The organism is Mesorhizobium sp. WSM4884, assembly GCF_029625675.1.
In the GTDB taxonomy this organism is placed as follows: Bacteria; Pseudomonadota; Alphaproteobacteria; order Rhizobiales; family Rhizobiaceae; genus Mesorhizobium.
Map to the genome: position 1 here is coordinate 76,976 of NZ_JARTVO010000011.1, position 24,748 is coordinate 101,723.

28 protein-coding genes and 1 tRNA gene are annotated in these 24,748 nt (G+C 64.5%); 14 read left to right on the forward strand and 15 right to left on the reverse strand.

Annotated features, from left to right (window positions below):
* Positions 1 to 113 precede the first annotated feature (113 nt).
* The 6 genes from P9236_RS18585 (at position 114) to P9236_RS18610 (ending at position 5,714) form a co-directional block, all read left to right on the forward strand.
* Complete coding sequence (locus P9236_RS18585) at positions 114 to 365, forward strand: hypothetical protein (RefSeq protein WP_278075943.1); 252 nt, start codon at positions 114 to 116, stop codon at positions 363 to 365.
* 12 nt (positions 366 to 377) lie between these two features.
* The gene (gene pdxY, locus P9236_RS18590; protein WP_278075944.1) at positions 378 to 1,262 is read left to right on the forward strand and encodes a pyridoxal kinase PdxY; all 885 of its coding nucleotides are present in this window, start codon (positions 378 to 380) and stop codon (positions 1,260 to 1,262) included.
* Positions 1,259 to 2,020, forward strand: coding sequence for a DUF429 domain-containing protein (locus P9236_RS18595; RefSeq protein ID WP_278075945.1), 762 nt, complete (start codon positions 1,259 to 1,261; stop codon positions 2,018 to 2,020). The genes pdxY and P9236_RS18595 overlap by 4 nt, the downstream gene beginning before the upstream one ends.
* Before the next feature lie 151 nt (positions 2,021 to 2,171).
* Complete coding sequence (locus tag P9236_RS18600; RefSeq protein WP_278075946.1) at positions 2,172 to 2,816, forward strand: carbonic anhydrase; 645 nt, start codon at positions 2,172 to 2,174, stop codon at positions 2,814 to 2,816.
* Between the two features lie 8 nt (positions 2,817 to 2,824).
* On the forward strand, positions 2,825 to 3,241 hold the full coding sequence (locus P9236_RS18605) for a DUF4440 domain-containing protein (protein ID WP_278075947.1): 417 nt from the start codon (positions 2,825 to 2,827) through the stop codon (positions 3,239 to 3,241).
* A 418-nt stretch (positions 3,242 to 3,659) separates the two neighbouring features.
* Entirely contained in the window at positions 3,660 to 5,714 is a 2,055-nt protein-coding gene (locus P9236_RS18610; RefSeq protein WP_278075948.1) for a M3 family metallopeptidase, read from the forward strand.
* A 109-nt stretch (positions 5,715 to 5,823) separates the two neighbouring features.
* Here the strand turns inward: P9236_RS18610 and P9236_RS18615 are convergent, their stop codons facing one another.
* From P9236_RS18615 to P9236_RS18630, 4 genes are all read right to left on the reverse strand, one after another.
* On the reverse strand, positions 5,824 to 7,344 hold the full coding sequence (locus P9236_RS18615; RefSeq protein ID WP_278075949.1) for a M81 family metallopeptidase: 1,521 nt from the start codon (positions 7,342 to 7,344) through the stop codon (positions 5,824 to 5,826).
* 81 nt (positions 7,345 to 7,425) lie between these two features.
* Positions 7,426 to 8,253 (reverse strand): carbohydrate ABC transporter permease, encoded by an 828-nt coding sequence (locus P9236_RS18620; RefSeq protein WP_278075950.1) that lies wholly within the window; start codon positions 8,251 to 8,253, stop codon positions 7,426 to 7,428.
* Positions 8,250 to 9,119 (reverse strand): sugar ABC transporter permease, encoded by an 870-nt coding sequence (locus tag P9236_RS18625; protein WP_278076043.1) that lies wholly within the window; start codon positions 9,117 to 9,119, stop codon positions 8,250 to 8,252. The genes P9236_RS18620 and P9236_RS18625 overlap by 4 nt, the downstream gene beginning before the upstream one ends.
* 465 nt (positions 9,120 to 9,584) lie before the next feature.
* Positions 9,585 to 10,814, reverse strand: a complete 1,230-nt coding sequence (locus tag P9236_RS18630) for a sugar ABC transporter substrate-binding protein (RefSeq protein WP_278075951.1) — start codon at positions 10,812 to 10,814, stop codon at positions 9,585 to 9,587.
* 174 nt (positions 10,815 to 10,988) lie between these two features.
* On the opposite strand from P9236_RS18630, the gene P9236_RS18635 reads away from it, so the two are divergent.
* From P9236_RS18635 to P9236_RS18645, 3 genes are read left to right on the forward strand one after another with little or no spacing between them, the layout of a single operon-like run.
* Entirely contained in the window at positions 10,989 to 11,759 is a 771-nt protein-coding gene (locus P9236_RS18635) for an SDR family oxidoreductase (RefSeq protein WP_278075952.1), read from the forward strand.
* 2 nt (positions 11,760 to 11,761) lie between these two features.
* Positions 11,762 to 12,829 carry a sn-glycerol-3-phosphate ABC transporter ATP-binding protein UgpC gene (ugpC, locus tag P9236_RS18640; RefSeq protein WP_278075953.1) on the forward strand — a complete coding sequence of 356 codons (1,068 nt, stop codon included), beginning with the start codon at positions 11,762 to 11,764 and terminating at the stop codon, positions 12,827 to 12,829.
* Between the two features lie 21 nt (positions 12,830 to 12,850).
* A complete protein-coding gene (locus P9236_RS18645) occupies positions 12,851 to 13,732 on the forward strand; it encodes a MurR/RpiR family transcriptional regulator (protein ID WP_278075954.1) in 882 nt (293 codons plus the stop codon).
* Between the two features lie 90 nt (positions 13,733 to 13,822).
* On the opposite strand, the gene P9236_RS18650 is transcribed toward P9236_RS18645, so the two are convergent.
* Both P9236_RS18650 and P9236_RS18655 read right to left on the reverse strand, forming a co-directional pair.
* Complete coding sequence (locus P9236_RS18650) at positions 13,823 to 14,137, reverse strand: DUF167 family protein (RefSeq protein ID WP_278075955.1); 315 nt, start codon at positions 14,135 to 14,137, stop codon at positions 13,823 to 13,825.
* Between the two features lie 14 nt (positions 14,138 to 14,151).
* Entirely contained in the window at positions 14,152 to 14,442 is a 291-nt protein-coding gene (locus tag P9236_RS18655) for a YggT family protein (RefSeq protein ID WP_278075956.1), read from the reverse strand.
* Positions 14,443 to 14,583: 141 nt separating this feature from the next.
* On the opposite strand from P9236_RS18655, the gene P9236_RS18660 reads away from it, so the two are divergent.
* Positions 14,584 to 14,659, forward strand: a tRNA-Ala gene (locus tag P9236_RS18660).
* A gap of 151 nt (positions 14,660 to 14,810) precedes the next feature.
* On the opposite strand, the gene P9236_RS18665 is transcribed toward P9236_RS18660, so the two are convergent.
* Positions 14,811 to 15,650, reverse strand: a complete 840-nt coding sequence (locus P9236_RS18665) for a restriction endonuclease (protein ID WP_278075957.1) — start codon at positions 15,648 to 15,650, stop codon at positions 14,811 to 14,813.
* A gap of 461 nt (positions 15,651 to 16,111) precedes the next feature.
* On the opposite strand from P9236_RS18665, the gene P9236_RS18670 reads away from it, so the two are divergent.
* The 3 genes from P9236_RS18670 to P9236_RS18680 all read left to right on the forward strand — a co-directional run bounded on the left by P9236_RS18670 (position 16,112) and on the right by P9236_RS18680 (position 17,684).
* Positions 16,112 to 16,549 (forward strand): curlin, encoded by a 438-nt coding sequence (locus tag P9236_RS18670; protein ID WP_278075958.1) that lies wholly within the window; start codon positions 16,112 to 16,114, stop codon positions 16,547 to 16,549.
* A 60-nt stretch (positions 16,550 to 16,609) separates the two neighbouring features.
* Complete coding sequence (gene csgH / locus P9236_RS18675; protein ID WP_278075959.1) at positions 16,610 to 17,011, forward strand: curli-like amyloid fiber formation chaperone CsgH; 402 nt, start codon at positions 16,610 to 16,612, stop codon at positions 17,009 to 17,011.
* A 256-nt stretch (positions 17,012 to 17,267) separates the two neighbouring features.
* Positions 17,268 to 17,684 (forward strand): curlin, encoded by a 417-nt coding sequence (locus P9236_RS18680; protein WP_278075960.1) that lies wholly within the window; start codon positions 17,268 to 17,270, stop codon positions 17,682 to 17,684.
* 124 nt (positions 17,685 to 17,808) lie between these two features.
* Here P9236_RS18680 and P9236_RS18685 read toward each other — a convergent pair whose 3' ends face one another.
* The 7 genes from P9236_RS18685 to P9236_RS18715 form a co-directional block, all read right to left on the reverse strand.
* Positions 17,809 to 18,144 (reverse strand): hypothetical protein, encoded by a 336-nt coding sequence (locus tag P9236_RS18685; protein WP_278075961.1) that lies wholly within the window; start codon positions 18,142 to 18,144, stop codon positions 17,809 to 17,811.
* 173 nt (positions 18,145 to 18,317) lie between these two features.
* A complete protein-coding gene (locus tag P9236_RS18690; RefSeq protein ID WP_278075962.1) occupies positions 18,318 to 18,815 on the reverse strand; it encodes a hypothetical protein in 498 nt (165 codons plus the stop codon).
* 124 nt (positions 18,816 to 18,939) lie between these two features.
* Complete coding sequence (locus tag P9236_RS18695) at positions 18,940 to 20,334, reverse strand: multicopper oxidase family protein (protein WP_278075963.1); 1,395 nt, start codon at positions 20,332 to 20,334, stop codon at positions 18,940 to 18,942.
* 101 nt (positions 20,335 to 20,435) lie between these two features.
* Complete coding sequence (locus P9236_RS18700) at positions 20,436 to 21,425, reverse strand: energy transducer TonB (RefSeq protein WP_278075964.1); 990 nt, start codon at positions 21,423 to 21,425, stop codon at positions 20,436 to 20,438.
* Positions 21,422 to 21,913 carry a TonB system transport protein ExbD gene (gene exbD / locus P9236_RS18705; protein WP_278075965.1) on the reverse strand — a complete coding sequence of 164 codons (492 nt, stop codon included), beginning with the start codon at positions 21,911 to 21,913 and terminating at the stop codon, positions 21,422 to 21,424. The genes P9236_RS18700 and exbD overlap by 4 nt, the downstream gene beginning before the upstream one ends.
* A 6-nt stretch (positions 21,914 to 21,919) precedes the next feature.
* Complete coding sequence (exbB, locus tag P9236_RS18710) at positions 21,920 to 22,852, reverse strand: tonB-system energizer ExbB (protein WP_278075966.1); 933 nt, start codon at positions 22,850 to 22,852, stop codon at positions 21,920 to 21,922.
* Positions 22,853 to 22,869: 17 nt separating this feature from the next.
* Positions 22,870 to 23,640, reverse strand: a complete 771-nt coding sequence (locus P9236_RS18715) for an ATP-binding cassette domain-containing protein (RefSeq protein ID WP_278075967.1) — start codon at positions 23,638 to 23,640, stop codon at positions 22,870 to 22,872.
* A 231-nt stretch (positions 23,641 to 23,871) separates the two neighbouring features.
* Here P9236_RS18715 and P9236_RS18720 point away from each other — a divergent pair, with 231 nt between their 5' ends.
* Entirely contained in the window at positions 23,872 to 24,546 is a 675-nt protein-coding gene (locus P9236_RS18720; protein ID WP_278075968.1) for an isochorismatase family cysteine hydrolase, read from the forward strand.
* Here the strand turns inward: P9236_RS18720 and P9236_RS18725 are convergent.
* Positions 24,509 to 24,700 carry a hypothetical protein gene (locus tag P9236_RS18725; RefSeq protein WP_278075969.1) on the reverse strand — a complete coding sequence of 64 codons (192 nt, stop codon included), beginning with the start codon at positions 24,698 to 24,700 and terminating at the stop codon, positions 24,509 to 24,511. The two genes, P9236_RS18720 and P9236_RS18725, sit on opposite strands and share 38 nt — an antisense overlap.
* Positions 24,701 to 24,748: the final 48 nt, after the last annotated feature.

The window sequence follows — 24,748 nt, forward strand, 5'->3', positions numbered from 1 at the left end:
ACAATCTGCGTGCAAGAAAATGACTTGGGTCATGCTGTCGCCTGGTTCGGCCGCGGCCCCCTGTGAATACGGGCCCGAACAGGCTAAGGTCCCGGCCGGAAAGGACATTTGCCATGGCCGAGCGCCGGGACGACGAGAAGGAATCGCGCCGCATCCTCGAACGTGTGGCGCGCGAGACGACGCCGGGCGGCGCGTCGTTCGTCGCCCGCACCGCGAAGGACGCGCGCGACCACGTGACTGCGGCGGACGCCGACCGTTCCGATCCGATCGAAGTTTGGGGCACCCGCATTGGCCGAACGCTCGGCCTCATCATCGCCATTGGGCTGTTGGCCTGGCTGGTGTATGTCGCCACGCGGGGTGGCTAGGAATCAAACTCCATGAATGCTGAAAAAACCGACGCGCCGCGCGCGGTCATCGTCATCTCCAGTCATGTCGCCCGCGGCTCGGTCGGCAACCGCGCCGCGGTCTTTGCATTGGAAACGCTGGGCTTTCCGGTCTGGGCGGTGCCGACCGTCATCCTTCCTTGGCACCCTGGCCACAGCCGCGCCACCCGCATCGTGCCGCCGCTCGACCAGTTCAAGGCGCTGATGGCCGATCTCGAGCGCGCGCCATGGCTGGGCGAGGTGAGAGCGGTGCTGTCAGGCTATCTTGGTGAGGCCGGCCAGGCCGAGGCCGTCGCCTCGCTGGTCGCCGCCATCAAGGCCAAAACCCCCGGCGCCCTCTATGTCTGCGATCCTGTCATGGGCGATTCCGGCGGGCTCTACGTGCCGGAGCCGACGGCGGTGGCGCTGCGCGACAGACTGATGCCGATCGCCGACATCGCAACGCCCAACCGCTATGAGCTCGAATGGATGGCCGGCGCGCCGCTGTCCGACATCAAGTCGGTGATGGCGGCTGCCCTTCACGCCGGCCCTTCCACCATGCTGGTCACCTCGGCGCCCTCGATGATGGCGGGCGGCACCGGCAATTTCCTGCTCGACGGCAGCCAGGCCCTGCTTGCCGAGCACCGCGTGATCGAGAAGCCGCCGAACGGTCTGGGCGATCTGACGGCCGCCGTCTATCTCGCCCGCATCCTTTCCGGCCAGCCGCCGGTCAAGGCGCTGCAGTCGACCACGGCCGCCGTCTACGAGATCCTGGCGCGCACGGCCAAACGCGGCGGCGACGAGCTTCAGCTCGAGACCGACGCGCAGAGCCTGTCGCATCCGATGGCCATGGTGCAGCTTCGGCATCTCCTCCATCCCGGGCGGGACAAGCGGGCATGACGCCAGGCGCTCTGGCCGGGGTCGACGGCTGCAAGGCCGGCTGGATCGCCGTCCATCGCGAGCAAGGTGCTTCGCCATCGGTCGCGGTGTTCCCGACGTTCCAGCTGCTGCTCGACGCCTTGCCCGATGCCACGATCGCCGTCGACATGCCGATCGGCCTGCCGGACTTTTCCAGCCGCGGCGGTCGCGGACCGGAAGCGCTGGTGCGGCCGCTGCTGGGTGCTCGGCAGTCGAGCGTCTTTGCCATCCCCTCGCGCGCAGCGCTCTATGCCGACACCGCCGACTTCACCACCGTCGAGGCCTGGTATGCCGCGCACCGGCGGGCAAGCGAGGTGGCGATGGCGACCTCCGATCCGCCGCGCGGCGTCTCCATCCAGGCCTTTGGCATCTTTGCCAAAATCCGCGAGATCGATGCCTTGCTGATCGCGTGGCCGGATTTGCGCAGCCGCATCTTCGAATCGCATCCCGAAGTGGCTTTCTGCCGGCTCAACGGCGGCGCGGCGATGATGCTGCCCAAGAAGATCAAGGGCGCCGTCAATCCGGCCGGCATGGAGGAGCGCAAGGCGCTGCTTTGCCGGCATGGCTACGAAAAGAGCTTCCTTGACCAGGCGCCGCCGCGAGGCGCCGCCAGCGACGACTTCCTCGACGCGGCGGCCATGATGCTGATCGCGGGACGGATCGCCGGCGGCGAGGCGCGACCTTCCCCCGATCCGCCGCTGACCGATCGCTTCGGCATACCCGTCGCCATCTGGGCTTGAACAAAATCGGCCGCTTGGCTTTTTGGCGGCATGCGATTGCGACGCTGCCATCCGCATTTCGGCATTGCTCGCGACCGGCTTTTGCCGTTAGAGCCTTTTCCGATCGCAACGCGCTGCCGCCTCCAACCCCCCGGAAAGGCTCTAGCTGCCCATGCCTCACCTCCCCGAACATCTGCTGACCGGCTACCGCAACTTCATGAGCGGCCGCTATCCCGCCGAAAGCGACCGCTATCGCTCGCTGGCCCGCGACGGCCAGACGCCCGAGACGATGATCGTCGCCTGCTGCGATTCGCGCTCGGCGCCGGAAGCGATCTTCGATGCCGGGCCCGGCGAGCTCTTCGTGCTGCGCAATGTCGGCAATCTGGTGCCGCCCTATGAGCCGGACGGCGAGTACCATTCGACCTCGGCCGCGCTCGAATTCGCCGTGCAGAGCCTGAAGGTGAAGAACATCGTGGTGATGGGGCATGGCCGCTGCGGCGGCATCCGCGCCGCGCTCGACACCAACTCGGCGCCGCTCTCGCCCGGCGATTTCATCGGCAAATGGATGAGCCTGATCGCGCCGGCGGCCGAAACCGTGGCCGCAAGCACGCTGATGACCGCGACGGAGCGGCAGACCGCGCTGGAGCGCATCTCGATCCGCTATTCGATCGCCAATCTCAGGACCTTTCCCTGCGTCTCGATCCTCGAGGGCAAGGGCAGGCTCACCCTGCATGGCGCATGGTTTGACATCTCGACCGGCGAGCTCTGGGTGATGAACAGGGAGACCGGCGATTTCGAACGGCTGGAAATGGAGTGAGGCGGAGGATGCGTCGTCATTTTCGCCACGCCCTCCTTGCCGCCGTCGCGCTGCTGTTCTCGCTCCTTGCCGCTCGCGCCGACGACGGCGCGATCATCGATCGCTGGTATTCGGCGCTGCTGGCGGCCGACCGCACCGAATTGTCGGCCCTGCTTGCCGACGACGCGCGCATGACGCTCGAGGACCTTGGCGTCTTCCAGGACAAGCAGGAATTCATCGACTCGATCGATCAATGGCAGGACGCGGTCGCGGGCGCCGCGATCCGCCACCGCATCGAGAAAAGCGAGAACGGTGAGACGACGGTGCTTGCCTGCTACGACTTCCCCGAGAACGACACGTTGATGCGCGAAACCTTCACCGTCGTCGCCGGGCGCATCACCGCCAGCACCCAAACGGCGGTCGCGCAGGACTGTAGCGCCTATTAGTGTTTGCGTTGGCAGATGCCTTGGCGATTGGCCGAAACGCTCATCGCGATCGTCATCCTATGGCGGAGCAAGGAGCGAAGCGACGCGCGCAGACCATAGGATCCATTCCGTGACGTCGAGGCGTTGCCACGGCGCAGAATTCTGCTGCGCTGCATTCCTCGGCTAAAGTCACGGAATGGATCCTCGGGTCTCCGCGTCCGCTTCGCTCCCGCTCCGCCCGTGGATGACGAGGTTGAGAGGCTTCAGCCAATCTCCAGCGTTTGCGATGAACCAGCGCGTTTCACCGTTTCAAGGAAACGGCGAATCCCTTACCCCTCGAAAGTCCTAAGGCGAATCCCGGGGCTACCCGAGTTGCGCGATGCGCGGCATCGCCCTACATCCGTGGCATCCCGCCTCATCCAGCCCACCGGAATCGCTCATGTCATCTGCAAAGACCGTCGACCTCGCCGCCCATCCGCTGACCTTTTGGCAAGGCCCGCTCGGCCTGCCGGATTTCTCCCGCATCGGCGACAACGATTTCGGCCCGGTCTTCGACGCGGCGCTGCAGGCGCATCAGGCGCAGATCGACGCCATCGCCGGCAACGGCGAGACGCCGACCGTCGAAAACACGCTGGCAGCGCTCGAGCTCGCCGGCGAGCCGCTCGACCATGTCTCGTCGATCTTCTGGTGCCGCGCCGGCGCCCACACCAACGACACCATCCAGGCGATGGAGCGCGACATCTCGCCAAAGATGTCGCGGCATTTCTCAGCGATCTCGATGAACGAAAAATTGTTCGCCCGCATCGACGACCTCTACCAACGCCGCGACAGTCTGGGGCTCGATCCCGAGACGCTGCGTGTGCTGGAAAAGACCTGGAAAGGCTTTGTCCGGTCGGGCGCGAAACTGGACGCGGATGGCAAGAAGCGGCTCGCGGCGATCAACGAAGAACTCTCCTCGCTCGGCACCAAATTCGGGCAGAACGTGCTGGCCGACGAGCGCGACTGGGCGCTGTACCTCGACGAGGCGGACCTCACCGGCCTGCCGGATTTTTTGAGGAGCGCAATGGCTGAGGCGGCCGAGATGCGCGGGCAGAAGGGCCGCTATGCGGTGACGCTGTCGCGCTCGATCTACGAGCCGTTCTCGACCTTCTCCGAGCGTCGCGACCTGCGCGAGGCAGCCTACCGCGCCTTCATCATGCGCGGCCAGAATGGCGGCGCCAGCGACAACTCGGACGTGGTGCGCGACATGCTGAAGCTGCGCGCCGAAAAGGCGAAGCTGCTTGGCTACGAATCCTACGCCGCGCTGAAGCTCGACGACACCATGGCGAAGACTCCGAAGGCCGTGCATGATCTGCTCGATCCGGTTTGGGAAAAGGCGCTGGAGAAGGCGGCCGCCGACCAGAAGGAGCTCGAGCGCCTGGCGGCCGAAGCCGGCAGCAACGAGAAATTCGCCGCCTGGGATTGGCGCTTCTACCAGGAAAAGCTGCGCGCCGAGAAATTTGCCTTCGACGAGGCGGAGCTGAAACCTTATCTGCAGCTCGATCGTGTCATCGACGCCTGCTTCGACGTCGCCACAAAGCTGTTCGGCATCAGCTTCGAGGAAAAGAAGGGCATCGCCGCCTGGCATCCCGACGCTCGCGTTTTCGTGGTCAAGAACGCCGACGGCAGCGAGCGCGGCCTCTTCCTCGCCGACTATTTCGCACGGCCGTCAAAGCGCTCCGGCGCCTGGATGAGCGCGCTGAAGTCCGGCTACAAGCTTGGGTCGGGCGCCAAGCCCGTCATCTACAACATCATGAATTTCGCCAAGCCGCCGGCCGGCGAGCAGGCGCTGCTGTCGGTCGATGAGGCGAAGACGCTGTTCCACGAATTCGGCCACGCGCTGCATGGCATGCTGACCGACGTCACCTGGCCGTCGGTCTCGGGCACTTCGGTCAGCCGCGACTTCGTCGAATTGCCTTCGCAGCTCTATGAGCACTGGCTGACAGTGCCGGCGGTGCTGGAAAAGCACGCGCTGCACGTCAAGACCGGCAAGCCGATGCCGAAGGACCTGCTCGACAAGATGCTCGCCGCCCGCACCTTCGGCGCCGGCTTCGCCACCGTCGAGTTCACCGCCTCGGCGCTGATCGACATGGCCTATCACGCGCGGTCGGACGCGCCGGGCGAGCCGCTTCGTTTCGAAGCCGAAACGCTCGAGAAGCTGCATATGCCCGATACCATCGCCATGCGCCACCGCACTCCGCATTTCGGCCATGTCTTCGCCGGCGACGGATACTCAGCCGGCTATTATTCCTACATGTGGTCGGAGGTACTCGACGCCGACGCCTTCTCGGCATTCGAGGAAACGGGCGATCCCTTCAATCCGGAGCTGGCCGAACGGCTGAAGAAGAACATCTACGCCGCCGGCGGCTCCACGGATCCGGAAGAGCTCTACACGGCTTTTCGCGGCAAGATGCCGTCGCCGGAAGCGATGATGGTGAAAAGAGGATTGGTGTAGCGCCCTTTTCCCTCCTCCCCCTGTGGGAGAAGGTGGATCGGCGCGCAGCGCCGAGACGGATGAGGGGTGCTCCAGGGAACGCCGGCGTCTCACTCCGCTGGAACACCCCTCATCCGTCGCCTTCGGCGACACCTTCTCCCACAGGGGGAGAAGGGGGAGCCTTCCACGGATCAGCCACCCTCGGCCAGATCGGCCGCTTGAGCTTCCTGTAATCCGTCACCGCCGGATTGCTCGGATAAGAACTCGGCGCGGCGACATAGATGACCTCGGCGGCGATCGGCGCGAAGCCAGCGTAGAAATGGTTGGTCGACTTGACCAGCAGGATGTCTTTGCTGAGCGGATCGACGCCGATGTTGGAAAAAATGTCCGGCTCGAAGGTCTGGGTACGGTTGGTGTTGAGGATGACGTCGACCTCGGTGCCTTCGATGCGTACCACGGCAGCCGGCCCTAAAGTCACCCGGCTCGGCCCGAAACTCTGCCAGCCTTCGCCGACCGCCTTCAGCACCGTGACGCGCGCATCGATCGGCTCGCCGGCCTGGGGGCCGGCCTTGCCGCCGAAGCGCAGGTCGATGACGGCGCCCTCACCCGCTGCCTGGCAGAACGTCACCGCGATCGGATCCCAGATGGTCGCGACGCCGACCTTGCCGACGCCGCGCGCCAACAGCTCGCGCAGCACGATGGTGCCGTCGCCCGGCACGCCGCCGCCCGGATTGTCCCAGATGTCGGCGATCACCGCCGGCTTGTCTTGGCGCTCCGCGCGCACGGCAAGCGCCCGCTCGATGCCGGCGGACGCGGAAAGCATCGTCATCGCCGTCTTCTCGCGGAGCGCATAGAGCTCGCGCCCCAGCGTCTCGGCGAGCTGATCGCCCTTTGCCATGTCGTTATCGGTGATGACCAGGATGCGCGTGCCCATCTCCGGTACGTCGGCGGCCATGAAACCGTGGACCACCGAAACCGACAGCACGCCGTCCTTGCCGTGCAGCGCTTTGATTTTGTCGACAAACGAACGCATCGGCTCGCGGCTCGTCGGCAGCACCTGGATCATGCGGCAGTCGAAGGTGGAGATCACCGGCTTGATCTCGCCGCGCGCCGCCGCCAGGCCGAGCTCGACGACATGCTCGCCGCGTTCGTAGAAATCGGTGTGCGGGAATTCGAGGAAATAGGCCATGACATCGCAAGCCGCGACGCGCTTCGGCGTCAGATGGCTGTGCGGATCGAATTCCGAGGCGATCACCACCTTCGGCCCGACGATGGCGCGCACGCGCTCCAGCAGATCGCCTTCGCAGTCGTCATAGCCTTGCGCGACCATCGCGCCATGCAGGCCGAGGATCACGGCATCGACCGGCAGGGCGGATTTGAGCTGATCGAGGATTTCGTCGCGCAGCGCCTCATAGGTCTGCCGCTGCACCAGGCCACCCGGCTCCGCCCAGGTGGCGGTGCCTTCGATGACGGTCAGCCTCTCCTTGGCCGCGCGCTTGCGCAGCGCCACGATCGGCGAGGAGCAGAGCGTCGGCGTCTCCGGATGCTTGCCGGGACCGGCATAGAAGGCCATTTCGAACGAAGCCCGGTCGGTCGGCACCGGCGAGAAGGTGTTGGTTTCCGTCGCCAGCGAGGCGGTGAAGATGCGCATCAAAACTCCGTAAGGACTCTTCGTTTTTAGCAATTCCGAACGGAAAACCGCTGCGCACTTTTCCTGGAATTGCTAGGATTGCTATTTGACGGCCCCGAGCGCGAGGCCTCGGACGAGGTAGCGCTGCAGCCAGATGAATAGGATCGCCACCGGCAAGGTCGCGAGCAGCGTGGCCGCCATGACATGGTGCCATTCGATCGTATAGCGGCCGGCAACCAGCGAGAAAACCTGGATCGGCAGCGTGTAGCTTTCCTGGCTGCGCAGCATGGTGAGCGCCACCACGAACTCGTTCCAGGCATTGATGAAGGTGAAGATGGCGGTGACCGCGATCGCCGGCAGGCAGAGCGGCAGGAACACTTTTCGCAGCGTCAGCCATCGTCCGGCGCCCTCCATCCAGGCCGCCTCCTCGAGGTCGCGCGGGATGGTGTCGAAATAGCTCTGCAGCATCCACACCGTGAAGGCGACGTTGAAGGCCATGTAGATAGAGCCCAGCGCCGTCGTGCTCTCGACCAGTCCCCAGGCCGCCATCAGCCGGAACAGGCCGAGCACCAGCACGATCGGCGAGATCATCTGCGAGATCAGCAGGAACTGGCGGAAGACGCCATAGCCGGCAAAGCGGAAGCGCGACATGGCGTAGGCCGCCGGCACCGAGATCAGGATGGCGCCGACCGTGGCCAGCGCCGAGACATAAAGCGAGTTGACGAGCGCCTGGCCGAAGCCGGTCGCCACCCACATGTCGGCGAAGTTCGACCAGTGGAACTCACTCGGCCACCAGGTGGGCGAGAGCACTTCCGGCCGTGGCTTGACCGCGGTGAGGAACATCACCGCGAAGGGAAAGATCGTCACCACGATCAGGGGCGCAAGCAGCAGCCAGGCGATGATCGAGCGTCTCAGCTTGCCGTTCCTCATGCGCGCTGCTCCCGCATGGCGAGGCGTACATAGATCATGGTGAATATGAGCAAAATCACGAACATCACCAGCGAAACCGCCGAGGCCTCGCCCAGTTTGCCGATACGGAAGGCGAGCTTGTAGAGATGCGTGACCAGTATGTCGGTCGAGTTCGCCGGCCCGCCTTGCGTCATCACCCAGATGATCGGGAAGGAGTTGAAGACGTAGATCGTGTTGAGGACGATCGCGATGTTGATGAACGGCTTTAGGAGCGGAAAGGTGATCTCGCGAAACTGCTGAAAGGATGTTGCGCCCTCGAGCGCCGCCGCCTCATAGAGATCGTCGGGGATGGACGACAGGCCGCCGAGGAAGATCGTGGTGGTGAACGGCACCGTCACCAGGATGCCGATCAGCACCTGCATCGGGAAAGCCGTCTCGGCGCTCGCCAGCCACTGGATGTTCTGGCTGATCAGGCCGAGCTTCATCAGCGCCGAATTCAGCATGCCGCTTTCGCCGTTGAGCGCCCAGCGCCAGACCACCGCCGTCATGGTGAGCGATACCGCCCAGGGCAGCATGATGATGACGCGCGCCAGCCCGCGGCCGTAGAAGTCCGTATTGAGGATGATTGCCACCGGGATCGACAAGAGCAGCGCGCCGCCGACCACCAGCACGGTCCATAGCCCCGTGCGCCAAAGCGCTGCGACGAAGTCGGGATCGGCGGCGAGCGCCCAGAAATTGGCCAGGCCGCTGAAGTCGCGCAGCTGGCCGAAGCGATTCACGTCATGCGTCGAGATCTGCACCAGATCCCAAACCGGCCAGAAGATCACCACCGCCGCCAACAGCAGGCTGGGGAGCGTCAGCAGATAGGGCAGGATACGGCTTTGCATCAGCTGGTTTGTACCGTGTTGCGGGTAGACAGCAGTGGCATTGGTGCTCAAGGCACGTCCCCGCATTTGAATTTCGCTGGCATGCCAGCTTGGCTCTCGTTCTTCCCAGGCGATTGCTTCAGGATTTGAATTCCTCGCCAGCGTTTGCGCTGCCCCTCACCTGCCTGCCGGCATCCTCTCCCCGTATAGTGACGGGGAGAGGGACGCTTTCACCACCGGTTTCGCCAATCGCCAACGTGGCAGGAAATGCGCCAGCGTTGTGGCCAGCCTCTTTCTCCCCGTCACTATACGGGGAGAGGATGCCGGCAGGCAGGTGAGGGGCAGCGCCGACATCGACGATTTGTCCTTTGTCCGAAGCGATGCCCTGGGTCTTCACCATTGCATGCGGAGGCCGCTACTGCTTCTTCTAAAAGTGTGGCGCGCCCCGACGGGGTGGGGCGCGCCACGGGCGCAGGGAGATACGCCCTATTTCTTCAGCACGCCATTGGCCTTGGCCGCCGCTTCCTTGAGGGCAGCCTCCGGCTCGGCGCTGCCGAGATAGATCTTCTGCATGGCGTCCGAGGTGATCTGGGCGATCTCCTCCCAGCCCGGAATGACCGGCGCGAAGCGCGCGTCGGGCAGCAGCGCGGTGAAGGCGGCGAGATCGGCGTTGTTGACGTAATAGTCCATCTTCGCCTCTTCCTTGTTCACTGGCAGGAACCCTTCGCCCTGCGTGAACTTGGCGCGCTGCTCCTTGGTGAACAGGAAGTCGAGCAGCTTCCAGGCTTCGTCCTTGTTCTTGGAGTTCTTGAACATGATGATGGAATCGGTGACGCCATAGGTGCCGCGCGCGCCGGTCGGACCGGCCGGAATGGCGGCGACGCCATATTTCAGGCTCGGCGCTTCTTCCTTGATCTGGTTGGACAGGAAGGGTGCGGTGATCATCATGCCGACCTTGCCCTGCTTGAACAGGTTCTGCACGTCCTCGCGGTTGTTGGAGGTCACGCCCGGCTCGGTCAGGCCCTCATCTATCATCGACTTGTAGAGCTTGGCGGCCTCGAGCGCGCCCGGCGTGCTCAAACCGGACGTGCCGTCCTTGTTGAGGATCTCGGTGCCCTGCGACCACATCGCGTAGTAGTAATAGACGTCGGTCTCGATCTCCTTGCCCTGCAGGCCGAAGCCGAAGGCGCCGACCGCCTTGATCTTGCGTGCGTCCTCCTGCAGCTCGGTCCAGGTCGCTGGCGGCTTGGCGATGCCGGCCTTCTCGAACAGCTCCTTGTTGTAGTACATGGCGCGCGCCGAGGCGGCGATCGGCAGGCCGTAGGTATGGCCGTTCATGATCGAGGGCTGCAGGAAGGTGTCGATGAAGCGGTCCTTGAACTCGGGCTTGATGTAGCCGTCGAGCGGCTCGGCGACATCCTGCTGCACGAAGTCGATCAGCCAGCGCGTGCCGATGATCGACAGATCGGCATTGGTGCCGGCGGTGATATCGGTTGTGAGTTTTTGCAGAAGCACATCCCACGGCACCACTTCATACTTGATGGTGATGCCGGGATTGGCCGCCTCGAATTCCTTCTTCACCGCTTCGAAATAGGGGCCGGTCTTGGCGCTGTATTCGGCGACGGTCACGCGCACCTCGCCCGCATCGGCGGGTGCTGCCAGCGCCAGCATGCTCATTCCGGCCAACAGGCCGACAGTCCATTTCGCAAGGCTCATCTTGATTTCTCCCATTGATGCGCATTCGCGCCTGGCCCTGATGGGCTCAGGATTTATGTGACTTTCCTACATTATCTGCCGTTCTCGCCGATGCAAGCGGTTTATCATGTTGCTTAATTACATTTCATTGGATAGCGTTCCAGCGCTGTTTGACGTGACGGAGGAGCGCGTATCGTGGTGTCGAAGGCCGATTTCGAGGGCAAGACCGTTGTCGTTACCGGCGCCGGCGGCGGCCTCGGCTCGGCGATCGTGGCGCTGATGGCCGAACGTGGCGCCCGCATCGTTGGCTGCGACCAGTCGGCCGAAGCGCTCGCCAACTCGCATATCGCCTCGCGCCACGTCTTCGACCTGCTCGACCGCGCCTCGATCGAGCTGGCGATCCCGGCGCTGCTCGACAGCGACGGTGTGCCGGACATCCTGATCAACAATGCCGGCTGGACGCGTGCCGAGACGATTGATGCGCTGACGGCCGACAGAATAGAGCAGGAGCTCGATCTCAATTTGACAGGCGTGATGACTTTCGCCGATCCGCTGATCAAGGCGATGGCCGGGCGCGGTTCGGGCAACGTCGTCTTCATCTCCTCGGTCAACGCGATTTCGCATTTCGGCAACCCCGCCTACGCCGCGGCCAAGGCCGGCATCAACGCCTATGCCAAGTCGATCGCCGTCGAGCTTGGCCGCAGCGGCGTTCGCGCCAATGTCGTCTGCCCGGGCTCGATCCGCACCGCCGCCTGGGACCATCGCCTGGCCAAGGACCCCGATATCCTCGGCCGGCTGAAACGGCTCTATCCGCTCGGCCGCATCGTCAACGCGTCGGAGGTGGCGGAGGCCGTGGCTTTCCTCGCCTCCGACCGCGCATCCGGCATAACTGGCGCGGTGGTGCCGGTGGACGCCGGACTGACAGCCGGCTACCTGCCTTTCATCGACGATATTTTGGGAGCGTGACGATGACCGACGTCCAGTTTCGCAACCTGTCGAAATCCTTCGGCCAGCACAAAATCCTCGAGGACATCAACCTGGAGATCAAGAGCGGCGAGTTCGTCGTGCTGGTCGGACCGTCCGGCTGCGGTAAGTCCACGCTGCTGCGCATGCTGGCCGGGCTGGAGACGATCACCTCGGGCGATCTCGTGATCGGCGGCATGCGCGCCAACGACCTGCCGCCGCAGAAGCGCAACATCGCCATGGTGTTCCAGTCCTACGCGTTGTTCCCGCATCTGAAGGCGGCCGACAATATCGGTTTCGGGCCTAAAATCCGGGGTGAAAGCCGCGCAGCGATCGACGACAAGGTCAAGAAAGCCTCCGGGGTGCTGAACCTCTTTTCCTATCTCGACCGTTATCCGAGGCAGTTGTCGGGCGGCCAGCGCCAGCGCGTCGCCATGGGCCGCGCCATCGTGCGCGAGCCCTCCGTCTTCCTGTTCGACGAGCCGCTCTCCAACCTCGACGCGCAGTTGCGCGTGCAGATGCGCACCGAGATCAAGGCGCTGCATCAGCGGCTGAAATCGACCATCGTCTATGTCACCCACGACCAGATCGAGGCCATGACCATGGCCGACCGCATCGTGGTGATGGACCGCGGCCGCATCCAGCAGGTCGGGCAGCCGCTCGAGCTCTATGATAAGCCGGCTAACAAGTTCGTCGCCGGCTTCATCGGCTCACCTTCGATGAGCTTTGTTTCCGGCGCGCTGAAGACCGCCGACAGCAAGTCCTGGTTCGAGACCAGAGGCGGCGGCCGGTTGGCGCTTGCCGGCAAGGCAGCATCCGGCAGCGACACGGTCGAGGCCGGCATCCGCCCCGAGCATTTCGTCATCGGCGCCACCGAAGACGCCGTCACGATCGACGTCGACGTCGTCGAGCCGACCGGCTCGGAAACCCATGTCTATGGCTCGGTCGGTGACGACACGGTGCGCGCCGTGTTCCGCGACCGGTTGCAGGTGAAGCCCGGCGACAGACTGCCGGTGAGCGTCGACCCGCGTAACATCCATCTCTTCGACAAGGCGACGGGCCTGCCGCTGTAATGAAGACATGACGATGGCAAGATGAAGACCCCCGCCGACATCATCACACGCCTGCAATTGATCTCGCAGGACGGCACCAAGTCGGACCGCCGCCTGGCGAGCTTGGTGCTTTCCGATCTCGATTTCGCCTCCAAGGCGGCGATCTCGGAAATCGCCGCGCGCGTCGGCGTGAGCGAACCGACGGTCACCCGGTTCTGCCGCAATCTCGGCTGCGAGGGCCTGCGCGACTTCAAATTCTATCTGGCGCAGGCGATCGCCATCGGCGGCCAGTATCTGTCGCCGGAGCCGCTGAGCCGCGACGCGCGCGAGCAGCGCGTCGCCTCCGCGATCACCGAAGCGGCGATCGCCGCGATCCAGCGCGCCAGCGAGAACCTCGACATGACGACGCTGATGGCCGTGGCCGCCCGCATCGCCGGCTCCGGCAACGTGCTTTGCATCGGCTCCGGCGGCATTTCCTCGATGATGGCGACCGAAATGCAGAACCGTCTGTTCCGGCTGGGACTGTCGGCGCTCGCCCAGATCGACGGCCAGCTGCAACGCATGTATGCCGCGGTCGCGACGCCGGAGACGACGCTGGTCGCCTTCTCGGTCTCCGGCTATGCGCGCTCGGTGATCGAGGCGGTCGAGGTCGCGCAGCAATATGGCGCCGCCACCGTCGCCGTCACCGCGCCGGATTCCGCCTTGGCCAAGGTCGCCGACACGGTGATCTACCTGCAGCCTTTCGAGGACGGCAACATCTACAAGCCGACCTCGTCGCGCTACGCGCTGCTCGCCATCGTCGACATGATCGCCACCACGGTGGCGGAATCGCGCGGACCGAAGGTGCTGGAGAACCTGCGCCGCATCAAGCAGAGCGTGAACACTCTGAAGGTCGACGATCCGAAGCTGCCGCTGGGCGATTGAGCGGTCTTGCTTTGTCTGCGGTGAGCAAGGTGGCTCGGCCTGCTCGATCTCGAACCCGTAGCGCCGCCAACTGGCGATATTTATCCGGTCTCAGGTGCCGATCAGCGCCTCGACGCTTTTCGCCAGCGCCGCCGCATCACCCAGTATCCGTACCGTCTTCAACCGCGACGTGCCGCCCGCAACCACCGAAACCGACGACCCCGGCACGCCGAGCGCCTTGGCCACCAACCGCTCCAGCGCCGCATTGGCCGCCCCGTTCTCCGGCACGGCCCGCACGCGGGCCTTGAGATGGCTGCGCCCGTCGGCGGTCGTTTCGACGCCGTCGATCCGGTCGAGCGCCGCCTTCGGCGTCAGCCGCACGTGAAGGTCGATGCCATCCCCGCGCGGGCGAAACGGCGTGCTCATCGACCGACCGGTCCTCAGACGACCAGCGACAGCACGGTCGTGAGCAGGAACTGCCGGATGAAGAAGATGATCAGAAGAAGGATGATCGGCGAGATGTCGATGCCGCCGAGATCGGGCATGAAGCGGCGAATTGGCCTGAGCGCCGGCTCGGTCAGCCGGTAGAGCATGTTGGCGATGGTGTCGACGAACTGATTGCGCGAGTTGACGACATTGAAGGCATAGAGCCAGGAAAAGATCGCCGAGGCGATGATGACCCACCAATAGAGGTCGAGCGCCATGACGATGGTTTGAATGAGGGCGATCATGCCGGTCTCCGAATTGTCGCCGACATGTAGCCATTGCTTGGCGAACCGGCAAGGCCCGCCAACCACGGCGCATCGCGTCGGGGCAACCGTTTCGCCTTGACATCAAACCGCCGCGACCGATACAAGCCGATCCGCTGGAACGGGGCTGTAGCTCAGCTGGGAGAGCGCATCGTTCGCAATGATGAGGTCAGGGGTTCGATCCCCCTCAGCTCCACCAGCGGATTACAAACTCAGAAATCTCCTATTAAAACAACGTTAGCGGAAATGGTCGGAAGACGTTTCCCCGCGGCTATTCCCCACGCTTTATTCCCTGTTTCAGGGTATTGGGCCTGCGTTGTGATCCGCGATGTGGCCGACAATCCGCGCCTTCACACCTTGCTGAACCAACTGGGATCAACCAGAACCTTCTCAACCATCTCCGTCGAAACCCCAAGCCTTAGCTGCTTGAGGAGATCGCATAGCTGTTCGCCGTCAATCAACTCGATCGCAGGAGCCCCGTCGCGCGTGGCCTCCTTCTTCGCCTCGGCAGTAAAGGTGCCGGTGGTAATCAACAGTCCCTTGTCGCTCCGCCCCACCATTGCGCCACGGAAGTCACGGATCGTGCTTGGTCCTACCGAACCGCTGTAGCGCTTGCATTGGAACAGGACCTGGAAGGAAAGGAGATTCAATCTCAAGACCCCAATGCCGTCGATGCCGCCGTCCCCAGCTCGGCCTGTCACCTCCACCTTGATAAAGCCAGCCTCACGCAACAGGCGCTGCGACAGTCTCTCGAAGGCGTCCGGCTGGATCTTCCTGAGGCATTCTAGCAGTTGATCTTTCCAGTTTATGTCGAGCGCGTCCGCAGCGGGTTCTTCGCTGCTCACGGGTGCAGCTTTCCTCGCGTCGGCGTCCATCTTTCTGACAAGAGAGGGAACCTGAGCTACTACCGCCTCCGAGACGTTCTCTCCTGCGTCGGTTAGCGCCCATACCCCACGCACGCTGTTGTCTACGTACCCTGCCTTCTTGAGGTAGGTCTTGGCCCAGTGAAGATTGTAGCCGACCTTGGACTGTCGTCCGTCTGTGTGCGGAACGTTTTGCACCTCAGCCGAGAGATGCATTACCTCGATTACTTTCGTGAGCAGTTCGTCGTTAGTCGCGGACCCGCCAAGCTCTTTGAGCGCGACGACCGCAGGCCACAACATCTGGCTATAGGCCGGTACCAATACCATTCTATCCTCCCCAATCCTTGGGATCGTGTACACGGCGGCACATGATGCGAGCAAGCCCACAACCTGGTTCTGGTGAGTCGCTGTAGGCAGTTCCGTTCTTACGGGCCGCTGCTATGGCCTGAGCATGTCCATGGTGGACGTGCCATTCGCCCTTGGCTGCAGCCCCTGCGAAGCGCCGGCAAATCCGCTTCGTCGACATGCTCGAAGTACGTCGCCAGCGTCAGGCCACGCCGCCGAAGCACGTTGAAATCAAGTGCTGGCGGAATGCAGTCCCCACAACAGCCGCTTCCACGCGGTCGATCCCGAAGGTTCCCCGGCCGGTATGTCTCCGGTCTCTGAAGCGTCCGAACGAACCGTCATGAATTTTCGCTGAATGGAGCCTTCAGCCTCCGTTCCGGGCCAACCCCCTACAAAGGGGCCGTTCAACCCGCGGTCCTCTGCCGCATCGAAGGAGAAGTCTCATGACCCGCATATCGATCATCGCAGCAGCCTTTGCCGCCGTCGTCGGGTTCACCGCTGTTGCGCCCGCCATGGCCAACGACGTCAACATCGAACAATATGGCTGGCGCAATTCCGCCGGCGGCGCCCAGCACGGCTACCGCAACCGCATACACGTCTACCAGGATGGCCGCTTCAACACCGCCATCGGCCAGCAATATGGTCATCGCAACCGGTCGGTGATCGGGCAGCAGGGCGTCAACAACTACGGCGCGACCTATCAGTACGGCAGCCGGAACGCCGCGGGCATCGCCCAGTTCGGCTCGAACCACACCGCGATCCTGACCCAGGACGGCAACGGCAACATCGCCGCCGGCGTCCAGGTTGGCCACGGGTGCAACGCCGACGTCAGCCAGGGTGGCAGCGGCAACGTCGCCGCCTTCGTCCAGGACTGCCCCTGAGCCACGATGGCCGGCAATGCGATTGCCGGCCACCATCCCGACATGGCGAGGAGATCATCCATGACCAAATTGGACAAGCGAAAGGCAGTGGCATCGGCCACGCTTCTAGTCGCGATCGCCGCCGGCGCAGCCGGCGCGATGACCGGCAAGGATGACGCGAATTCCGGGCCGCTGCGATGCGAGATACGAGACACGCTCCAAGGCGACGCCATCCTCCTGGAACCCCTGGCTTATGCCGACAGGAGCATCAGCGGCACCTACACGGTCAGCGTCTCCGGCGGCGGCACGTCCGGCTCCGCCAACATCCGGCAGGGCGGCGCCTTCGAAGCCCGTGCGGGCAATTCCGCCTCGCTCGGCCGGATAAGCCTGGGAGCGAATGGCGCCGCCTACGAGGTCAAGCTGAAAGTGACCGCTGGCGGGACGAGCGTCAGCTGCGTCAAGCAGGTGCCTGGCGCAACTTGAGCGTCGCTTTCTTCGCAGATCGAAAGGAGGCTCCGGGCGACTGGAGCCTTCCGCCATTTGCACCAAGCCGGAGCGGGAAGCGAGTGACGTCTTTCCGTCCTGAGTTCCGCAAAAGATGCTTGGACCGTCGGTGACCCTGCCGAAGGCCACGCCGCTCCAGGTCTTGAACGGCTGCTGAACGCAGCCTTCCGTCACCGTTCAGCTTCGTTGTGCGACTGTGGCTCATCAAACGATCGAAGCCACAAGGAGAGGCATCATGAACCGCCAGATTGCAAAGCTCATCCAAGCCACCGCGCTCGCCGCGGCCATCGGCCTGCCCCTTGCTTCCGCTCCGGCAATGGCGGGCGGTTCGATCGGGTTCTACTACTCGCCACGGACGACCCGCGATGCGCGGACGCTCGATCTCGGCCTGCGCGCCTATTCGCTCTACGACGGGCTGCGCAGCGGTGCCCACATCAGGCAGTTCGGGCGGAACAACCGCGCCGGCGTGGGTCAGGATGGTGCCGGCAACCTCGGCATAATTCGACAGGAGGGCAGCGGACATTCCGCTACCTTGCGGCAGGACGGCAACGACAAATCCTACGGCATTTTCCAGTTCGGTAGAAACACCGACGCCAACGTCGCGCAGGCCGGCGACGGGCAGAGCGGCGCTGCCCTGCTGTTCGGCTGGTAGGCGAGAAACGCGGGTTGCGGATGCATGGACGACTGTCCGGCCATGCATCCGCCGATCGGTTACAGCCCGCGAGGCCTACGAGCGTCCTGCAAAACGCAGGACAGCTTTTCGGCCTCAGAGAGCCTCAATTGTCCCAATCATCCCAATTGTCTTCATCCTCTCGCGGATAGTTGGGAACGACTCGGATGACCGGCCGCGGACGCTGGTAGCGCCAGTAATACTCGTCCGGTTGCGGCTCATAGGTGCGATAGATCTGCCGGTAGTGGTGCTTGGGCTTCCAATAATTGTGCTTCTTGTGCGGCCGCACGCAGTAGCCGTCCTCGGTCAGGTAGGCGCATGTCACATGCGCCTCTTGAACCAGACCGCCTCTGTCCTCCGGCACCGCGATCATTGGCGCCGCCTGCACCGCAAACGTCGGCGCGAGCATGGCCCCGGCAAGGGCAAGAACGGACAACTTCATCGACCTCTCCATCGTTTCCAGGTTGGGTCGGAAGAACCGCCGGATTGGGGACGATTTGGGGCGGCCGGCGATCACTTTGATTTTCCGCCGCACATATGAGCGTTAGATCATGTTTCCTGGCGGCAACGGCCGGCAAGAAATGGGCGCTCCCGCTTGGCTTCGGCTGTTCCCACTCACCTGGAGACCGCCGGAGTCTTGTAACGGTGTTGGCGCGCATAGGCCACGCAGGCGTCCACCGTGCTGACGCAGAGTGCATCACGGCTGTTCGGCAGGTTGTTGTCACCGGCATAGGCCACCTCGGCGACGTGGCCGTTGAGCATGCGGATCTGCGTGTTGCAGTAACCTCCGGGCGAGACGTTGAGCGACCCTCCAACTGCCGGGATCGCGCCCACGGCCAAGGTCGGGACCGCGATGTTGAGATTGCCGCGCTGCACGCTGCGCTGATAGGTCCAGATCTGGCCGGAGGGTCCTGCATCGGCCGTCGCGGTCGGAAAGCCGGCGCACATGCGAATGTCGGCCTCGCTGAGACCGACCAGTTCCTTGCGGGCTGCGGCGGTGGTGACGTCCTCTTTCGCAACCCGCGACGTATCGTCGGGGACGACACAGGAAGACAGGATTGAGATGCCCGCGGGCAGAAGAAGGGCGAGCTTTCGAATACGGAAAGATGTCATGCCTGCTGTCGGATTTCGTGCGCCCCTGACGCCCTCCTGCACAGCTAGGTAACCAGAGGATCGAGTCAACCGGACGGCGCTCACGAAAACTTCAGAGCGCGGCAAGACTCATGCCCGGCCATCTTCACACCACCCGGAAGTAGCTCGTCATGCCCGTCTTCTGGTGCTCGATGATGTGGCAGTGGAGCAGCCAGTCGCCGGGGTTGTCGGCGACGAGGCCCAACTGAACCTTCTCGTTCGGCTGGATGAGGTAGGTGTCGGAGACGAACGGCTGGACTTGCCGCGTCGAGGACGACAGCACCTTGAAGCTCATGCCGTGCAGATGGATGGGGTGCGAATGCGGCGTGAGATTCTCCATGTCGATGACATAGTTCTTGCCGAGCTTCAGTTCCGCCAGGGGCGCTGTCGGATCGGGCGTATCGCCCGACCACGGCACCTTGTTGATCGCCCAGAAGCTGTAGCCGAGCGAGCCGCAGATGCCGTCGATGGGCAGGTTCTCCGCCGTGGCGCTGAGCGCCAACGAAACATGCTTGGCGTCGGCGACATCCACCTCGGCCACCGGATTGACCTCCAGCGGCCCAAGATCGCGCATGTCGCGCTTGAGAGACTTTCCAACCGCGCGCAACGTCGCCAAGATCTTTGGCTTGGTCCCCCTGGCGTCGCGCAGGCTGACGATCGCCCCCTCCTCGTCCGGCATGCGGATGGCGAATTCCAGCCGCTGGCCGGGACCAAGCTGCAGGGCGTCGGGTGCAAAGCGTTGCGGCACAGGGTTGCCGTCGAGCGCGATCACCGCCGCCTCGGCTCCTTCGACGCGGAAGGCATAGATGCGGGTGACGTCGGTGATGGCCGCCCTCAGCCGCACCAGGCCGCCGGCGGGCGCGTCATATTGCGGCTGGTCGAGCCAGTTGGCGGTGCGCACCGTGCCGAAGGTGCCGCTTCTTGCCGCGTCGCGCGGCCGGAACTGCTCGATGAACTGGCCGTCGTCGCCGAGGCGCCAGTCGCGCAGATTGATCACCACTTCGGAATCGAATTTCGGATCGTTCGGGTTCTCCACCACGATCACGCCGGTCAGCCCGTGACCCGTCTGTATCAGCGTGTCGCAGTGCGGGTGGTACCAGAAAGTGCCGGCGTCCGGCGGCGTGAAGGCGTAGTCGAAATGGTCGCCCCGATAGACATAGGGCTGGATCAGGAACGGCACGCCGTCCATCTTGTTCGGAACGCGGATGCCGTGCCAGTGGATCGTGGTCGGGTCGTCGATGCCGTTGACGAGCCGCGCGGCGAACGGCTCACCCTTCTTCATCCTGACGACCGGCGGCGGGCCTGCCTCGCCATAGGTCAGGACATTCTTCGTCGGCGCGCCGTCCGTCAGCTTCGCCTCGATGCTTGCGGTCTTCAGGATCAGCGGCTCGGGCTTCGCCGCCGCCCAGCCGACAAACCTGCCAGCGGCCGCGAGGCCGATACCGGCCGCGCCGGCGGCCGCGGCGCTTTTAAGAAGGATGCGGCGGGTGAGTATCGTCATCTGGCTTTCCATTGGGCAGGGTTCTCGGAACAATTCCTGGATAAAGCCGAACCTAGTAGCCGCCTATCACCATCCACCTTGCAGGCCTACAGCAATTCTGTTTAGTCCCGCAAACTGAAGACGAACGGCGCCGTGCGGGTGACGCGCTGGCCGAGCTCCGCCGGCGGCGCCGGCACCGACGCGCCCTGCAGGGCTCCCAGCGCCGCGCGATCGAGATCCGCGTCGCCCGATGACCTTGCCAGCCTGGCGGAAACCACCCGGCCCGATGCGTCCACGGCGAAGGTTACGTTGGGCGTGCCTTCGGCCCGCCTGGACCTCGCCGCGCTCGGATAGCGCGTGTGCCGCCTGATCCATGCCTGCAGGCTGGCGTTCCACCGCGACGGGCCGACGCTTGGCCGCGGCGCCGCGTCGGAGGATTGCGGCGCTGCGGCCTTCGCGCCTGCCTTGGCATCGATGCTGGCCGTCGTCACTGCCTTGGGCGGGTCGGCCTTTTCCTTTCGTGACCGCTGCTTCGGCTTTTCGACCGGTTTCCTTTCCGCCTTCTTCTTGCCTTCGACCGGCTTGTTCGCCTTGATTTCCGTCTCGACCGGGTTGGGCTGCGGCAGCGGAACGATCACCTTGGGTGCGACCGCTTCGACAGGATCGGGAGCGACCTCTTCCAACGGTTGCTGCTCGCTGAGCGTCGCCACGGCCCGCTCCGCCGGTTCGACCTCTTCCGCCTTGTCGGCTTCCACCGGTTGATCCGTGACCGGCTTGGCTTCTTCCGCGACCGGCGCGGGCACCGGATCGGTCGCCGGTTTTACTTCAGCGGGCGTTTCCGTCTCCGCCGCCGTGTCAGGCTGATCCGGCGTGACCTTATCCAGCGCCGCCACTTCTTCCGGCACGGCCGGCGTGGTCGGGAGCGGCGCCATTTCGACCGCCAGCGCCGGTGGCGAGCCGCCATCCGGCGTCTCGGCGAAGCTGAGGTTCTGCACCGCATAGGCGACCGCGACATGCGCGGCGAGAATGATCGCGGCCGCGCTTGTCCACAGACCGGCTTCGCTTGTGCCGAGGCGCGGCTGGGAGGACAAGGTTGCGATCGCTTGGGTCATGGGACCGGGCTCCCGCTTGCCGCTGGCGCAGGGCCTCCGCCTGCGGCCGGAGCCGTGCTGTCGGCGCCCGATGCCGTCTCCAGCCCGACCAGCGCGACCTTGAGATAGCCGGCGGCGCGCAGCAGGTTCATCACGTCCATCAGCTCGCCATAGCCGACATTTCTGTCGGCGCGCAGGAAGACGCGCGTCTGCTTGTCACCCTTGGCGCGGCTGTCGAGCACCGCGGCAAAGGCGGCACGCGGCACGCTGTCATTGCCGATGGCCAAAGTCAGGTCGCTCTTCAGCGTCAGGAACAGCGGCGTCTCGGGTCTGGGTGCCGGCGTTGCCGTCGAGCCCGGCAGATCGACATTGACATCGACGGTCGCCAGCGGTGCGGCGACCATGAAGATGATCAGGAGCACCAGGATGACGTCGATGAACGGCGTGACGTTGATCTCGTGGCTCTCCTCGAGATCGCCGCCGGCCGTTTCACGGATCCGCGCCGCCATAGCCGTTTACTCCGCCGCCATCGCCGTTGCCGGCGGCACGGTGCGAAAATCCAGGTCGCGACTGACCAGCCGCTCGACCCCAGCCGAGGCGTCGGCGAGGATCTGCTTGTAGCCGGCTATCGATCGCGCGAAGACATTGTAGATGACCACCGCCGGGATTGCGGCTACCAGGCCCATCGCCGTGGCGAGCAGCGCTTCGGCGATGCCCGGCGCCACCACCGCCAGATTCGTGGTCTGCGCCTGCGAGATGCCGATGAAGGCGTTCATAATGCCCCAGACGGTGCCGAACAGCCCGACGAAGGGCGCCGTCGAACCGATGGTCGCGACCAGGCCTGTGCCGCGCGACATGCGCCGCGAAGCTGCCGCCTCGATGCGCGACAGCCTGGAGGTGACGCGCTCCTTCAGGCCGTCGCCCGAGGCATGATCCAGCGCTCCGGCCGACAGCGCGCGCTCTTCCTCCGCCGCGCGCACCAGCAGCGCTCCAGGGCCGTTGCCGTGGCCAAGCGCGCGGCCGGCCTGCATCAGCGTCGCGGCATTGCCGATGGCAGCGGCCGCGCGGCGAGCGCTGAGCTTGCCGCCGAGAATCTCAAGCGATTTGGCGAGCCAGATGGTCCAGGTGACCAGCGAAGCAAAGGCAAGCCCGACCATGACGGCTTTGACGACGATGTCGGCCGCCATGAACATGCCCCAGGGCGACAGATCATGCGGCAGCGTGAGCGAAATGGCGGAAGGCGCCTCCCCGCCGCCCGCCGCGCTCTGGCCGGGCTGCGTGCCCGGCCCCGCCGGCTGCCCTGCGGTCGGTGCGGCGCTCGAGGCGGCCGCCGGCGGTTGCATCGCCGGTACCTGCGCGGCCGTCGCCGGCGGCTGCTGAGCCGTGGCCGCGCCTGTCGAAAGAATGATCGATGCGGCCAACGCCGCGAGAAGAATGTTCCGGGACAAGGCTCGTCCTCGCTTCATCATTGCACGTAACCGATGGGCTGGCCGGTGACGGGATGTTCGAGCACGCCCATCTCGACGCCGAAAATGTCCTTGAGCACGTCGCCCCGCATGATCTCGCCCGGCGTGCCGCGCCTTAAAAGCCGGCCTTCCTTCAGCGCGATCAGCTCGTCGCAATAGCGCGCCGCCATGTTGGGGTCGTGCAGCACCACGACGACGCAAAGGTCGCGCCTGCGGCTGAGGTCCTTGACCAGCGCCAACACCTCGACCTGATGCGCGATATCGAGCGCCGAAATCGGTTCGTCGAGCAGCATGACGCCGGCATTCTGCGCCACCAGCATCGCGAGCCACGCACGCTGCCGCTCGCCGCCGGAAAGCTCGTCCACAAGCCGGTCGGCGAAAGCGCTCATGTCGGTCAGCGCCAGCGCCTCCTCGACATGGGCTTTGTCTTCCGGTCCGAACCGGCCGAGCGCGCCATGCCAGGGATAACGCCCGAGCGCCGCCAGCTCGCGCACGGCAAGGCCGGTTGCCGCCGGCGTCGTCTGCGGCAGATAGGCCAGCGCCCGCGCAAGCTCGCGCGCGCCCCAGCCGGCCAAAGGACGTTCGGCGAAGCGGATGTCGCCGGAGCTTATCGGCTGCTGCCGTGCCAGAAGCTTGATCAGCGTCGACTTGCCGGAGCCGTTATGGCCGATCAGCCCGTAGACGCGCCCGCGCTGCAATTGGAACGAGACCGGCCCAAGCAGCGTGCGCTCGCCGACGGCAAAGCGTACCGCGTCGACATGAAAGGCCATTTGGGTACCAGTTCCGGTCAACATCCGTCTCCAAGCCGCCGTTGCCTGGCTGTCGCCGGGCGGCCAACGCTGGTTGACTAGAAAACATGAGTTACATAGTCAACTCTAAAGGTGATTTTATTGATCAACAAATCGCGCCATCGCCCTGGCGTGATGAGTTCGGCATTGTGAGGTCTGGACGGCTCCGCCGTCGCTGAGCCACGATGCGGACGGCAAACAAGGCATCGGGCGATGATCAAGGCAACACCATTCGACTTCCCGTATGACGGCCGGCTGCTGCCGCAAAACACCGCCTTGCTCGTGATCGACCTGCAGGAGGATTTCCTGTCGCCGACAGGTTACTTCGCCAAGAAAGGCTATGATCCGTCGGCGCTGAGGGCCATCCTGCCGGCGGTGAACCGGCTGATTGCGGCCGGCCGCGCCGCTGGCCTGACCATCGTCCACACCAGGCAAGGCTACCGCGCCGACATGGCCGACATGACGCCTTACCAGAAATGGCGCCGTAAGCGGGCGGGACTGGACGGCACCGACATCCTGCTGCGCTCCAGCCCAGGCTTCCAGATCGTCGCCGATATAGAAGTCAACCCGCAAGACATCGTCGTCGACAAGACCGGCAACGGCGCCTTCACCTATACGGATCTGGAACTGATCCTGAGGGCGCGGGGCATCACACATCTCCTGTTCACCGGTTGCACGACGGATGTCTGCGTGCACACCACGCTGCGCGAGGCCTGCGACCGCAATTTCCAGTGCCTGACGATTGCGGACGCCTGCGCCAGCGGCGACCAAAAGGCGCACGAGGCCGCGCTCCACATGGTGACGGTCGAGGACGGCGTCTTCGGCGCGCTGGCGGATTCGGAAGCCGTCGTCACCGCGCTGTCGCGGCTCGCGAACGGGGCGGGCTGAAGAGCTCCGCATCGCCAGGATCGCCGAGTTCCGGCCAGCCGATATCCTTGCGGATGTCCATCGGCAGCAAATAGAGTGTCCGCGCCGCCCGATAGCGCGCATGCACAGCTGCGTATTCGGTCGCCAGGCGATCGATGGAGGACAGGATCGACATTTGCTTCTCCCTTGATTGATGCCGGCGCTGGAAGCATCGGCACCCACC

Coding starts and splice junctions, on each gene's coding strand:
- P9236_RS18585 (WP_278075943.1), top strand. CDS start 114: ATGGCCGAGCGCCGGGACGACGAGAAGGAATCGCGCCGCATCCTCGAA.
- ugpC (WP_278075953.1), top strand. CDS start 11,762: ATGACCGACGTCCAGTTTCGCAACCTGTCGAAATCCTTCGGCCAGCAC.
- P9236_RS18665 (WP_278075957.1), bottom strand. CDS start 15,650: ATGGTATTGGTACCGGCCTATAGCCAGATGTTGTGGCCTGCGGTCGTC.
- P9236_RS18620 (WP_278075950.1), bottom strand. CDS start 8,253: ATGAGGAACGGCAAGCTGAGACGCTCGATCATCGCCTGGCTGCTGCTT.
- P9236_RS18655 (WP_278075956.1), bottom strand. CDS start 14,442: ATGATCGCCCTCATTCAAACCATCGTCATGGCGCTCGACCTCTATTGG.
- P9236_RS18700 (WP_278075964.1), bottom strand. CDS start 21,425: ATGACCCAAGCGATCGCAACCTTGTCCTCCCAGCCGCGCCTCGGCACA.
- P9236_RS18625 (WP_278076043.1), bottom strand. CDS start 9,119: ATGCAAAGCCGTATCCTGCCCTATCTGCTGACGCTCCCCAGCCTGCTG.
- P9236_RS18670 (WP_278075958.1), top strand. CDS start 16,112: ATGACCCGCATATCGATCATCGCAGCAGCCTTTGCCGCCGTCGTCGGG.
- P9236_RS18715 (WP_278075967.1), bottom strand. CDS start 23,640: ATGGCCTTTCATGTCGACGCGGTACGCTTTGCCGTCGGCGAGCGCACG.
- P9236_RS18680 (WP_278075960.1), top strand. CDS start 17,268: ATGAACCGCCAGATTGCAAAGCTCATCCAAGCCACCGCGCTCGCCGCG.
- P9236_RS18725 (WP_278075969.1), bottom strand. CDS start 24,700: ATGTCGATCCTGTCCTCCATCGATCGCCTGGCGACCGAATACGCAGCT.
- P9236_RS18615 (WP_278075949.1), bottom strand. CDS start 7,344: ATGCGCATCTTCACCGCCTCGCTGGCGACGGAAACCAACACCTTCTCG.
- exbD (WP_278075965.1), bottom strand. CDS start 21,913: ATGGCGGCGCGGATCCGTGAAACGGCCGGCGGCGATCTCGAGGAGAGC.
- pdxY (WP_278075944.1), top strand. CDS start 378: ATGAATGCTGAAAAAACCGACGCGCCGCGCGCGGTCATCGTCATCTCC.
- P9236_RS18690 (WP_278075962.1), bottom strand. CDS start 18,815: ATGACATCTTTCCGTATTCGAAAGCTCGCCCTTCTTCTGCCCGCGGGC.
- P9236_RS18630 (WP_278075951.1), bottom strand. CDS start 10,814: ATGAGCCTTGCGAAATGGACTGTCGGCCTGTTGGCCGGAATGAGCATG.
- P9236_RS18685 (WP_278075961.1), bottom strand. CDS start 18,144: ATGAAGTTGTCCGTTCTTGCCCTTGCCGGGGCCATGCTCGCGCCGACG.
- P9236_RS18695 (WP_278075963.1), bottom strand. CDS start 20,334: ATGACGATACTCACCCGCCGCATCCTTCTTAAAAGCGCCGCGGCCGCC.
- P9236_RS18650 (WP_278075955.1), bottom strand. CDS start 14,137: ATGAGCACGCCGTTTCGCCCGCGCGGGGATGGCATCGACCTTCACGTG.
- P9236_RS18610 (WP_278075948.1), top strand. CDS start 3,660: ATGTCATCTGCAAAGACCGTCGACCTCGCCGCCCATCCGCTGACCTTT.
- P9236_RS18595 (WP_278075945.1), top strand. CDS start 1,259: ATGACGCCAGGCGCTCTGGCCGGGGTCGACGGCTGCAAGGCCGGCTGG.
- P9236_RS18605 (WP_278075947.1), top strand. CDS start 2,825: ATGCGTCGTCATTTTCGCCACGCCCTCCTTGCCGCCGTCGCGCTGCTG.
- P9236_RS18645 (WP_278075954.1), top strand. CDS start 12,851: ATGAAGACCCCCGCCGACATCATCACACGCCTGCAATTGATCTCGCAG.
- P9236_RS18600 (WP_278075946.1), top strand. CDS start 2,172: ATGCCTCACCTCCCCGAACATCTGCTGACCGGCTACCGCAACTTCATG.
- P9236_RS18720 (WP_278075968.1), top strand. CDS start 23,872: ATGATCAAGGCAACACCATTCGACTTCCCGTATGACGGCCGGCTGCTG.
- csgH (WP_278075959.1), top strand. CDS start 16,610: ATGACCAAATTGGACAAGCGAAAGGCAGTGGCATCGGCCACGCTTCTA.